Below are 11,886 nucleotides of genomic sequence, written 5' to 3' on the forward strand. Positions count from 1 at the left end.
GCGGAGACGCGGCGAGCGAGTTCACATCCCCTCTTCCCTCGAGGATCGTCGCGTCCATGTTCATCGCCAATCTGCTCATCGCCCTGCGCGAGGGCTTCGAGGCCAGCCTCGTCGTCGGCATCCTGGTGGCCTACCTGGTCAAGGCCGGGCGCCGGGACGTGCTGCCCAAGCTGTGGGCGGGCATCGGCCTGGCCGTGCTGCTGCCGCTGGGGGTGGGCGCCCTGCTCACCTGGGGCCCCAAGACCCTGACCTTCCAGGCCCAGGAGATCATCGGCGGCGGGCTGTCCCTGGTGGCCGCGGCCCTGGTCACCACCATGATCTTCTGGATGGGCCGCAACGCCCGCGCCATGAAGCACGAGCTGGAGAGCTCGATGGCGGGTTCCCTCGCCAAGGACGCCAAAGGCTGGGGCGTCGTCTGGATCGCCGTGCTGGCGGTGGGCCGCGAGGGCGTGGAGACCGCCTTGTTCATCTGGGCCACGGTGCGCTCCTCGATCGAGCAGAACGCCTTCCTGACCACCGCCGGGGTGATCACCGGGCTGGTGCTGGCCGTGATCCTGGGCTGGGTGGTCTTCCGCAGCACCCGCCGGATCAACATGCACCGCTTCTTCTCCTGGACCGGGCTGTTCCTAATCTTCGTGGTCGCCGGCATCGTCTCCTACGGGATCGGCGACCTGCAGGAGGCCGGGGTGCTGCCCGGGGTCTTCCACCACGCCTGGGACCTCAGCGCCTGGCTGCCGGAGAACTCCTCCCCGCTGTTCTGGCTCTACGTGCTGCTGCAGGCCATGTTCCAGGTGAACCTGCAGCCCACGGTCCTGCAGGTCATCGGCTGGTGGCTGTACCTGGTCCCCGTGCTGTTCTTCTTCCTGCGCCAGGTCCGCGGCAGCGCCCCGCGGCCCGCGGCCCACCCCGTCGAATCCGTCCGTCCCGTCGAATCCCGGAGGAACCCATGAGAATCGCCCGCCCCCTGAGCGCCGCCGCCGCCGTGCTGCTGGCCGTCACGATGGCCGGCTGCACCGACAACCCCCAGAACTCCGCCTCCTCGGACTCCAGCGCCGGCGGGGGCTCCGGGGACACCCAGACCGTCAAGGTCACCATCACGGACGACACCTGCCAGGTGGAGCCCGCCGAGGTGAAGTCCGGGAAGGTGAAGTTCGAGATCACCAACCAGGGCACCAAGCCCAATGAGCTGGAGGTCCTGGCGGAGAACAAGCTGCAGATCGAGTCCGAGCAGGAGAACGTCGGTCCCGGCACCACCGCCCAGCTCACCACCGCCCTGGAGCAGGGCACCTACTACACCGCGTGCAAGCCCAACATGGTCGGGGACTTCGTGGGGCTGAGCCAGTTCACGGTGACCCAGGGCGAGAAGGTGGAGATCGGCGACGACACGAAGGCCGCCGAGGACAAGGCCATCGCCAACTACACCAGCTACACCAAGGACCAGGTGGGTCAGCTGCTGACCGCCACCCAGGAGTTCACGCAGGCCTACACCTCCGGGGACACCGAGCGCGCCCAGCAGCTGTACCCGCTGGCCCGCCAGCACTACGAGCGGATCGAGCCCACCGCGGAGTCCTTCGGCATCAAGGAGGCCGGGGACCTGGACACCGCGATGGACGCCCGCGTGCAGGACCTCGCCGCAGACGCGGACAAGAAGGTCACCGACCCCGAGGTGCTCAAGGACTGGACCGGGTGGCACCGGATCGAGGCGGACCTGTTCACCGAGGACGGCTCGCCCTTCACGTTCGCCTCCGCGGCGGACCGGAAGAAGGCCGCCGACCAGCTGGATGAGGACACCCAGAAGCTCTACGACCTCGTCTACGGGAAGGTGGACGGCGCCAGCGGCAAGTTCCAGCTGAAGCTCTCCGACGTCGTCGACGGCGCCTCCTCCCTGATGGAAGAGGTCGCGAAGTCCAAGATCGTGGGGGAGGAGGAGACCTTCTCCCACACCGACATGTACGACTTCAAGGCCAATGTGGAGGGCGCGAAGGTCGCCTACGGCAACGTGCAGGAGCTGGTGGAGAAGCAGGACGCGGACCTGGACCGGAAGATCACCGAGAACTTCGACAAGGTCGATCGGCTGATCGACGCGCAGAAGGACGGCGAGGTGGACGGGCAGACCGCCTACAAGCCCTACGACCAGATCGCCGCGGTGCAGAAGGACGCGGGGGAGGCCCCTTCGGATCAGGACTACACGACGGTCCAGCGGGACTTCTCCGACGCCGTCAACGCCCTGAGTGAGCCGCTGTCCCAGGTCGCGGGCACCGTCCTTCACTAGCACCAGCCCGCGGTGCCGGCGCTGCCCATCGGGTGACCGTCACCGCGCACCCCGCCGACCGCAGACCACCAGGAGGGATCGACCATGAACCGCCGCACCGAACCGCCTCAGGAGAACAACGCCGGGCAGCCCGCAGCCTCCGTCCCCTGGGCGGAGCCCGACGCCGGAACCGGGCACGGGGAGACCCGGAAGGCTGGCGCCGGGGCCGCCGCGGGCGCCCGGGACGAGGGCGCCGTCGGAAACGGGACCGCGGAAGACCCGGGCGCGGGGGACGACGCCGCGGCCACCGGCGGGCGCACCCGCGGGTTCACCCGGCGTCGGCTGGTGGCCGGGGCGGGGATCGCCGGGGCCCTGGGCATCGCCGGCTTCGGCGGGGGCGCCATCGGGCACCACCTGGGTCGGGAGCAGGCGGCCCGGGAGGCCCCCACGCAGCTGACCTACCCGTTCCGCGGTCAGCATCAGCAGGGCATCACCACCCCCGCACAGGACAACATGTACATCGCCGCCTACGACGTCAGCACGGACGACGTCGCGGAGCTGAAGGGCCTGCTGGCCCGCTGGACCGTGGCCGCGGAGCAGATGTGCGCCGGGGAGCTGGTGGGCGGGGAGCCGGACGCCAACCCCAACAAGCCGCCCGCGGACACGGGCGAGGCATGGGGGTACCCGCCGGCGGGGCTGAGCATCACCTTCGGGTTCGGGCGCGGCCTGTTCCAGGACGCCGACGGGAAGGACCGCTTCGGGCTGAAGGCCAAGATGCCCGGCGTCCTGGCCGAGGGTGTGCCGCGCTTCGCGAATGAGAACCTGCGGGAGGGCTCCAGCGACGGGGACCTCGTCGTCCAGGCCTGCTCCAACGACCCCCAGGTCTGCGTGCACGCGATCCGGAACCTGACCCGGATGGCCTTCGGCACCGCGGTGCTGCGGTGGGGGCAGATCGGCTACGGCCGCACCTCCTCCACCTCCGCGGATCAGGAGACCCCGCGCAACCTCTTCGGCTTCAAGGACGGCACCGCCAACATCAAGTCCCAGGACGGGGACGAGGTGCTGGAGAAGGAGGTGTGGGTCCAGGACGGCGACGACGCCGCGGCGGACTGGATGGTGGGCGGCAGCTACCTGGCCGCCCGCAAGATCCACATGTACCTGGAGGTCTGGGACCGGGTGCGCCTGTCCGAGCAGGAGGAGGTCATCGGGCGGGACAAGCGCTACGGCGCCCCGCTGTCCGTGGACGATCCCAGTGCGGAGCACGAGTTCGACGCCCTGGATCTGTCCGCCCGGAAGGACGGGGAGCTGGCGATCCCGAAGGACGCGCACGTGGCCGTCGTCGCCCCGGAGAACAACGGCGGACACCGGATGCTGCGCCGGGGGTACAACTACACGGACGGCAACGACTCCCTGGGGCGGCTGGATGCGGGCCTGTTCTTCATCGTCTTCGCCCGGGACCCCCGCGCCGGATTCTTCCCGATCCTGCGGAAGATGACGGAGAAGGACGCGCTGACCGAGTACCTGCAGCACGTGGGCTCCGCCCTGTTCGCGGTGCCCCCGGGGGTGGCCGAGGGGGACACGATGGTCGGGCAGCGCCTGTTCGAGTAGGCTCTCCCCGGGCGGGGCGCCGGTGAGGCCGCGGTGCATAGGATGGGCGCAGACGCTCGCCACCTCGCCACGGAGGAGTCCACCCCCATGGTCACGCTCGTTACTCGCTCGGTCCGTCCCGCCCGGCTGCCCGTCCGCTGGGCCGCGCTCGCCGCCGTCGTCCTCCTCCTGCTGCTGCTCACCGCGTGCGGCTCCTCCGGGTCCGGCGGGGAGGCGGAGCGCGGGGTGCCCGCGCGCCCGGAGAGCGGGGCCGTGCTGGATGAGGCCGGGATCCTCGACGAGGACGGGATGGCCCAGGTGAATCGGGTCATCGCCGATCGCAACCGGGAATCCGATGCCGCCCGTGTCGCCGTGATCACCGTGAACCGCGCCCCGCAGGACTGGGAGCGCTGGACCCGCGAGGTCGCCGGCACCTGGGGCGTGGGGGACGCCGGGGCGGACAACGGGGTGCTGCTGGCCATCGACATGGGCGAGCGGCGCACCCGGCTGGAGGTCGCCGACGGCGTCCGCCAGCGCCTGGACGACGATGCCGCGGCCGCGATCCTGGACGAGGTGACCGAACCCGCCCTGAAGGACGACGAGTACGTGCGGGGCGTGCGGGAGACCGTGGAGGCCGTGTACGACCAGGCCGAGGGGCGCACCCCGGCGGCCGTGGCCGAGGGCCGGGAGGGGCACCGGCTGGGTGTGATCGTCGCGACCGTCATCCTCAGCCTCGTCGGCCTCGCCCTGCTCGGCCTCCTGGGGTGGATCTGGTGGGAGGTGCGGCGCTGGCGGCGGATCGCGGACCGGGAGATCGACCGGTACCTGGCCGAGCACCCCGGACAGGAGGTCACCCCGGAGGTCCGCCGGGACTACCGGAAGTACCGCTTCCACCACCGGAAGGTGCCGTCCTGGCAGGAGGAGATCGACCGGCGTCGCGAGCAGGCCCGGCGGGAGGGCCGGGAGCCGGAGAGCATCGACGACCCCACCGAGTACACCCACTACACCCCGACCTTCGGATCCTGGCTGCCCCTGTACATGGCGGCCCCGAGCCTGTACTCGGGCTCCGGGACCACTCCGCCGGCCGCCGGTGGGGACGGGTCCACCGGGGCCGCCGGATCCACGACCTCCTTCGGCGGCGGCGCCGGATTCACCGGCGGCGGGGCCTCGGGCCGCTTCTGAGCGGAGTCGGCGTCGGGGCCGGCCGGTATCAGGACGGGGGCCGGCGTCGGCCCCCCGTGGGCTCAGACCAGGCCGAGCCACTTCCAGTACGTCGCGGAGAACAGCAGCACCAGCAGGTACCCGGCCACCGTCAGCGGGATGCCGGTCTTCAGGAACTGGCGGGTGGTGAACGCCCCCGTGCCGTAGGCCAGCATGTTCTGCGGCGCGGAGACCGGCAGCAGGAAGCCGAAGCAGATCACGAACTGCTGGATCACCACGAAGCCGATCCCCTGATCCGGCAGGCCCGGCAGGCTCTGCGCCAGGGCGATGAACACCGGGATCAGCGCGCTGGACAGCGACGTCGCCGAGGCGAAGCCCAGGTGGATGAGGATGGTGAACGCGGAGACCAGCGCGATCGTCGCCAGCAGCGGCAGCTGCGCCAGACCCATCGCGGAGAACGTCTTCTCGGACAGCCAGGACGCCGCCCCGGTGCTCAGCAGCACGCTGCCCAGGGAGATCCCGACGGCGAAGACCACCAGCGTCCCCCAGTTGACCAGGTGCTCCACGGTCTTCCAGTCGTACACCCCGACCTTCGGCAGCAGCATCAGCGCCACCGCGATGACCGTGACCGTGGAGGAGTCCAGGGAGTGCACGGTGCCCTCGGTGGCCCACAGCAGGAGCAGCAGCACCGAGATCCCCACCAGGCGCTTCTCCGCACCCGTCATCGGCCCCAGCTCGCCCAGCTCCCGGTGCACGACCTCCCGGCCGCCGTTGATCCGGTCCACCTCCGGACGGATCGCCCGGCGCATGATGAAGAACAGCAGCACGGACATCACCGCGGACCAGGGTGCCGCCCACAGGAACCACTGCGGCCAGGAGACGGTGGTGTCCAGCTGCTTCTCGATGAACCCGATCGCCACCATGTTCTGCGCGGCCGCCGTCTTGATCCCCACGTTCCACACGGACACCGCCTGCGCCGCGGTGATCACCAGCAGCGCGGCGAGCTTGGAGTCCTTCGGCAGCCCGAAGGCGGCCACCATGCCCAGCAGGATCGGCACGACGGCGCCGGCCCGCGCCGTCGCCGAGGGGACGAAGAACGCCAGCACCACGGAGATGGCGATGGCCCCGGCCACCAGGTGGCTGGTCTTCTCCCCGGCCACCCGCAGTACGTGCAGGGCCAGGCGCCGATGCAGCCCGGTGGCCTGCATGGCCGCGGCCAGGGCCAGGGCGGCGGCGACCAGCGCGACCGCCGAGGAGGAGAAGCCGCCGAGGGCCGCGGTGAGCCCGCCCTTGGTGCCCAGCAGCTCACCGGGGTCCTCGGGGTCCGGGGCGGTGCCCAGCAGCACGGCCAGCAGCCCGATGATCAGCAGGGCGCTGACCGGGTAGGTCACGGCCTCGGTGACCCACAGGATCACCGCGAAGGCCAGGACGGCCAGGGCCCGGTGGCCCGCGACGCTCAGGCCCTCCGGGGTGGGCAGGATCAGGATGACGACGAGCGCGAGCACGGCGAGGCCGAAGCTTACGGGGGCGACCCAGGAGGAGCGGGTCTTCTCGGCGGTCTGCGGGGACGTCATCGTCGGTGCCTCGATCCGTGCGGTGCGAATGAACTGGCATGATCCATGCTAGTTTCAGTCGGCCGGGGGATCCGGGAGGCTCCCGGGAGATGACGCTCATAGCCTGCGGCGGATGGGCTCAGTCGGGGATGAGGCCCAGCAGCTCCCGGTGCACCGTGGTGTCCCCGGTCAGCTCCGGGTGGAAGGAGATCCCGAGGACCCGGCCCTGCCGCACCGCGACGACCCGCCCCTCGAAGCGGGCGAGCACCTCGACGTCGGGCCCGTGCTCCACGACCTCCGGGGCCCGGATGAACGCCGCCCGCACGGTGCCCTCCGGTCTCGCGCTCCCGCCCCAGGTCAGCAGGGCCTCGGCGGAGGAGGTCTGGGGACCGAAGGCGTTGCGGGCCACGGCGGCATCCAGCAGGCCGAGGCTGCGTTGGCCGGGTGCCGGGTCGCGGATGGTCCGGGCCAGCAGGATCAGCCCCGCGCAGGTGCCCAGCACGGGGTGCCCGGCGCGGGCGAAGTCGATCAGCGGTTCGCGCAGCCCGAAGGTGCGGGTGAGCCGGTCGATCGTCGAGGACTCCCCGCCGGGCAGCACCAGCGCGTCCAGTCCCTCCAGATCCGCCGGGTGGCGTACCTTCCGCGCGTCGGCCCCGAGGGACTCCAGCATCCGCAGGTGCTCGGCGACCCCGCCCTGCAGGGCCAGCACCCCGACGGCCCGGGGTGCGGTGTTCGGCTGGCTCACCAGCCGCGCTCGGCCAGGCGGTGCGGGGCGGGCAGGTCCGCGACGTTGATGCCGACCATCGCCTCGCCCAGGCCGCGGGAGGCCTGGGCGATCGCCGCGGCGTCGTCGTAGAAGGCGGTGGCCTTCACGATCGCGGCGGCCCGTCGGGCCGGATCTCCGGACTTGAAGATGCCCGAGCCCACGAACACGCCGTCCGCGCCCAGCTGCATCATCATCGCCGCATCCGCCGGGGTTGCGACCCCGCCCGCGGTGAACAGGACCACCGGCAGCTTCCCGGTGCGAGCCACCTCCAGGACGATGTCGTACGGGGCGGCCAGCTCCTTGGCCTTCACGTACAGCGCCTCCGGGGTGGCGGCGTACAGCGCCTGCAGCTCGGCGATCTGGCCGCGGATCGTGCGGATGTGCTTGGTGGCCTCGGAGACGTCCCCGGTGCCGGCTTCACCCTTGGAGCGGATCATCGCCGCGCCCTCCGCGATGCGCCGCAGCGCCTCCCCCAGGTTGGTGGCCCCGCACACGAAGGGCACCGTGAAGCCCTGCTTGTCGATGTGGTTGACGTAGTCCGCGGGGGAGAGGACCTCCGACTCGTCGATGTAGTCCACCTTCAGCTCCTGGAGCACCTGCGCCTCCACGAAGTGCCCGATCCTCGCCTTCGCCATGACCGGGATGTCCACGGCGCCGATGATCTGCTCGATGAGGTCCGGGTCGGACATGCGCGCCACCCCGCCCTGCGCGCGGATGTCCGCGGGCACCCGCTCCAGGGCCATGACGGCGACGGCGCCGGCGTCCTCGGCGATGCGCGCCTGGTCCGCGGTGACCACGTCCATGATCACCCCGCCCTTGAGCATGTCCGCCAGGCCGCGCTTGACCAGGGGTGACCCGGTGCGGGCCCCCTGATGCTCGGTGCTGGTGGTGGGGGCGGTGTTCTCCGGGGCGCTGTGCTGCTCAGTCATGCCCACCATCCTGGCGCGCGGCGCTGGACCGACGACAGGTCCAGAATCCGCCCAGGTTTTTGGTCCATGGGCGCCTGTCGGTGTCCCCTCCGTGGCGTTTGGGAGCCGTTTCGGTGTTTGGGCGTTCTCGTGGCTCCCGAACACCGAAACCGCTCCCAAACGCACCAGAGCGGCGCGGAGGGGCGGCGCGGCGGGGCCGGTGGGGGCGGGGTCGCGCCTACACTGGGGTGCCATGTCCCGCCACCGCACCGACGCCGAGCTGCCCGTGCGGATCCGCCGCGGGGGCGGGCCGCTGCCGACCCAGCTGGTCGAGCAGATCCGCGAGCTCGTGGCCGTCGGGACCCTGCGCCCCGGCGACGCCCTGCCCTCCACCCGGGCGCTCGCGGCCCGCCTGAGCATCTCCCGCGGCAGCGTCACCACCGCCTACGACCAGCTCACCGGCGAGGGCTTCCTCATCGCGGATCGGGGCGGCACCCGCATCACCCCCGAGCTGCCGGCCCTGCCGCCGCGCCCCCGAGGCACGACGGCGGACACCCCGCGCCGCAGCGTGCCTGCCGCTTCCGGGGTGGCCGCCGCCGCTGGGCCAGGTACCGCGGTCGCTGCCGACCCCGGGGAGAATGCCGCCGGTGGGCCGGGCGTCCATGCCGAAACCGGCCCCGCCGCCGAAGCCACCACCGCCCCCGAGGCGCGCACCGAAGCCGCCTCCGCCCTCCGGTATGACCTGCGGCCCGGCACCCCGGATGTCTCGGCCCTGACCACCACGGCCTGGCGGGCCGCGTGGCGGGCGGCCGCCGCCCAGCCGAGCCTCGGTCACCCACCCCAGGGCTCGGCGGCGCTGCGTCGGGAGCTGGCCGAGCACCTGCGCATCGGCCGCTCGGTGCCCGCCGACCCCGAGGATCTGCTGGTCACCGGGGGTGCCCGGGACGGGCTGCGGCTGCTGCTGACCGTCCTGGCCCAGCGGCTCGGGCGGGCCCTGACCGTCGCCGTCGAAGACCCGGGCTACCCCTCCCTGCACCGGGTGCCCGCCGCGCTCGGGCACCGGGTGGTCCCCGTGCCCCTGGATGCCCAGGGCCTGGACCCCGCCCACCTGGAGAAGGGCCCCGCCCGGCCCGACGTCGTGCTGGTGACCCCCTCCCACCAGTACCCGCTGGGCGCGTCGATGCCTGCCGCCCGGCGCGCGGAGCTGCTCGCGTGGGCCGTCGAGCGGGAGGCCCTGCTGGTGGAGGACGACTACGACTCCGAGCTGCGCTACGTCGGGGACCCGCTGCCGGCCCTGGCCGCGATGGACACCGCCCGCTACGGCGCCGGGGACCGGGTCGCGACCCTCGGCTCCTTCGCCAAGACCCTCACCCCGGGCCTGGGCCTGGGGCTCCTGCTCATGCCGCCCCAGCTGCGCCGGCGGCTGCTGGCCCACAAGCGCGACGCCGGCGCCCCGGTCTCCGGGATCGTGCAGGACGCGATGACGGGCTTCCTCGCCGAGGGCGGGCTGCGTCGGCACACCGCCCGGATGCGCCGGGAGTACCGGCGACGCCGCAACCTGCTGGCCCGGGTCCTCGCCCCGGATCGGCTGCCGCCGGGGGTGCGGGTGCTGCCCATGGACGGCGGGCTGCACACCGTCGTGGAGCTGCCCGACGGGCAGGGCACCGCGGGGGAGCGCCGCCTCGTCGACGCCGCCGCGCGGCAGGAGGTGGGGGTCGCCGGGCTGACGGGGTACTGGAGCCGACCCGGGGCGCGGGCCGGGCTCGTCGTCGGCTTCGGCGGGCTGAGCGAGCCGCGCCTGGAGGAGGCCCTGCGGCGGCTGCGCGCGGCACTGGGCCGGGAGCTGCCCGCCGGCTGAGAAGAGCCCGGCTGGGCCCGCGGCGCGCACGATAAGCTGGTGGGCGACGTCGCCCGCCCCAGCCCGCCCAGCGAAAGGCCGTCCGCCCCCATGCCCGTCACCGAAGCCAGCGCGACCCTCGAGGAGTTGCGCGCCCTGCACCGGCCCGTGCTCGCCCGCGCCCTGCTGTGCCTGGCCTTCGGACTGCTCACCGTGTTCTGGCAGCCCTCCAACTACTGGTCCTGGGGGGACCCGGGGCTGTCCGCGGTCACCTGGGCGGTGGGGCTGTTCATGATCACCCACGGGGCCGTGCTGCTGTGGCTGCACCGCAGCCTCGCCGCACCGCTGGCCGAGGGCCCGGAGCGCTCGGCCATCCAGTCCTTCGCGGTGCTCTACGCCCTCGGCGGCGCGGTGGCCCTCCTCTTCGCGGGGCAGCTGGGCCAGCTGGTGCTGATCGTTGGCCTGGTCTACGGCATCGCCGGGCTGACGGAGCTGATCCTCGGACTGCGCACCAGCCAGACCTCCGCGATGGGCCGGGACTGGACCATCGCCGGGCTGGTCGCGGTGCTCGCGGCGGCCGGGCTGTTCCTGTTCGGGGAGATGGGCTCCAAGGCGCTGTTCGGCATCGTGGGCGGGGCGGCGATGATCGTGGGGGTCTTCCACCTCATCGCGGCCCTGAGCTTCCGCCACGACGCCCGGGTGCTGCAGCGGCACGGGACGCGCGGCGACTCTGTGAACCGGGCGGGCGACCCGGGCGGGCCGTAGACTGGCAGACGGACCTCACCACACCCCCAGGAGGAGCATCTTCGTGGCACAGCGCCCCAAGCGCGGACTCAAGGCCGACATCAAGGCCCCGCTGATCCTCGCGGCCATCCTCGCGATCATCGCGTTCGTGGGCGTCTTCGTGTTCGCCACGGGCGGGACCAACAACCAGCCGGAGATCAAGCTGGCCCTGTCCGCGGCCGGCGGCGTGTTCGTGGTGACCCTGGTGGTGTGCGCGACCCTGATCATGGTCGAGCGGCCCAACGACGAGGAGCTGGGCCAGGGCACCGGCATCAACCGCCGCTCCGCGGACCTGTACGCCGCGGCCAAGGCGCGCAAGGAGGAGCGGGAGCGCCGCGAGCGGGAGCAGGCGGGCTCGGGCACCGGCGACGCCGCGGCGGGCGCCCGCGAGCGTGACGATGCCGCCACGAAGGAGTCCCCCGAAGACGACGGGCCGACCTGGGGCCAGCGCGCCCACCCCGAAACCCACAACTGAGGCCGGGGGCCCGCGGCGTCGGGATCAGCGGCGCACGAGGTCCAGCACCTCGGCGCCCGTCAGCGCGGCCAGCTCCGCGCCGCTGACCAGCAGCTTCGCCTCGCGTCGACCCGCCCCGATCACCACGGCCTCGGCGTCGGCCACGGCCCGGTCGATCAGCACCGGCCAGTCCGCAGGCAGCCCCACCGGGGTGATGCCGCCGGAGGTCATGCCCGTGCGCCGCTCCGTCTCCTCCTGATCCGCGAAGGAGACCTTCCGGGCGTCCAGGTGCTTGCGCACGGTGGTGTTGATGTCGGCCCGATCCGCGGCCAGCACGAGCACCGCCGCGGTGGTGACCCGCTCGCCGCGCCTGCCCTGCACGACCACGCAGTTGGCGGTGGCCTGCACATCGACGTCGTAGGCCTCGCAGAAGGCGGCGGTGTCGGACAGCTCGGGGTCGATGCGCGCGAGGCGAGCCGTCGGCACGGCGCCGGCGCGCACGGCGTCGGCCACGGCCGGGGCGACGGCGTCGGGATCGTCGGTCAGTGCGGTCCAGTCGAGGGTTCCCTGTGGTGTCGGCATGGGG

Annotated in this window: 11 protein-coding genes; 7 read left to right on the forward strand and 4 right to left on the reverse strand. The window is 72.7% G+C overall.

The features are described from left to right. Positions 1–56 precede the first annotated feature (56 nt). The 4 genes from efeU to KKR01S_RS02305 all read left to right on the forward strand — a co-directional run bounded on the left by efeU (position 57) and on the right by KKR01S_RS02305 (position 5,020). Entirely contained in the window at positions 57–950 is an 894-nt protein-coding gene (efeU, locus tag KKR01S_RS02290; RefSeq protein WP_081101474.1) for an iron uptake transporter permease EfeU, read from the forward strand. After that, positions 947–2,272 (forward strand): iron uptake system protein EfeO, encoded by a 1,326-nt coding sequence (gene efeO, locus KKR01S_RS02295; protein WP_061225198.1) that lies wholly within the window; start codon positions 947–949, stop codon positions 2,270–2,272. Before efeU ends, efeO begins: the two co-directional genes overlap by 4 nt. An 84-nt stretch (positions 2,273–2,356) precedes the next feature. Next, positions 2,357–3,859, forward strand: coding sequence for an iron uptake transporter deferrochelatase/peroxidase subunit (gene efeB, locus KKR01S_RS02300; protein WP_061225199.1), 1,503 nt, complete (start codon positions 2,357–2,359; stop codon positions 3,857–3,859). 87 nt (positions 3,860–3,946) lie between these two features. After that, positions 3,947–5,020, forward strand: coding sequence for a TPM domain-containing protein (locus KKR01S_RS02305; protein WP_061225200.1), 1,074 nt, complete (start codon positions 3,947–3,949; stop codon positions 5,018–5,020). A gap of 62 nt (positions 5,021–5,082) precedes the next feature. Here KKR01S_RS02305 and KKR01S_RS02310 read toward each other — a convergent pair whose 3' ends face one another. The 3 genes from KKR01S_RS02310 to pdxS form a co-directional block, all read right to left on the reverse strand. After that, entirely contained in the window at positions 5,083–6,573 is a 1,491-nt protein-coding gene (locus tag KKR01S_RS02310) for a DASS family sodium-coupled anion symporter (RefSeq protein WP_061225201.1), read from the reverse strand. A 118-nt stretch (positions 6,574–6,691) separates the two neighbouring features. Then, positions 6,692–7,297 (reverse strand): pyridoxal 5'-phosphate synthase glutaminase subunit PdxT, encoded by a 606-nt coding sequence (gene pdxT, locus KKR01S_RS02315; protein WP_058731045.1) that lies wholly within the window; start codon positions 7,295–7,297, stop codon positions 6,692–6,694. Beyond that, positions 7,294–8,247: a pyridoxal 5'-phosphate synthase lyase subunit PdxS gene (gene pdxS, locus KKR01S_RS02320; RefSeq protein WP_081101476.1), complete on the reverse strand. Its 954-nt coding sequence runs from the start codon at positions 8,245–8,247 to the stop codon at positions 7,294–7,296. The genes pdxT and pdxS overlap by 4 nt, the downstream gene beginning before the upstream one ends. Before the next feature lie 232 nt (positions 8,248–8,479). Between pdxS and pdxR the strand changes: the two genes are divergently transcribed. The 3 genes from pdxR (at position 8,480) to KKR01S_RS02335 (ending at position 11,321) form a co-directional block, all read left to right on the forward strand. Then, a complete protein-coding gene (gene pdxR, locus KKR01S_RS02325) occupies positions 8,480–10,084 on the forward strand; it encodes a MocR-like pyridoxine biosynthesis transcription factor PdxR (protein WP_061225202.1) in 1,605 nt (534 codons plus the stop codon). A gap of 90 nt (positions 10,085–10,174) precedes the next feature. After that, positions 10,175–10,828 carry a hypothetical protein gene (locus tag KKR01S_RS02330; RefSeq protein WP_061225203.1) on the forward strand — a complete coding sequence of 218 codons (654 nt, stop codon included), beginning with the start codon at positions 10,175–10,177 and terminating at the stop codon, positions 10,826–10,828. 43 nt (positions 10,829–10,871) lie between these two features. Further along, on the forward strand, positions 10,872–11,321 hold the full coding sequence (locus KKR01S_RS02335; protein WP_058730341.1) for a hypothetical protein: 450 nt from the start codon (positions 10,872–10,874) through the stop codon (positions 11,319–11,321). Positions 11,322–11,345: 24 nt separating this feature from the next. On the opposite strand, the gene KKR01S_RS02340 is transcribed toward KKR01S_RS02335, so the two are convergent. Beyond that, complete coding sequence (locus KKR01S_RS02340) at positions 11,346–11,882, reverse strand: YbaK/EbsC family protein (RefSeq protein ID WP_058730340.1); 537 nt, start codon at positions 11,880–11,882, stop codon at positions 11,346–11,348. Positions 11,883–11,886: the final 4 nt, after the last annotated feature.

The sequence above is a fragment of the Rothia kristinae NBRC 15354 genome, assembly GCF_001570865.1.
Lineage (GTDB): Bacteria > Actinomycetota > Actinomycetes > Actinomycetales > Micrococcaceae > Rothia > Rothia kristinae.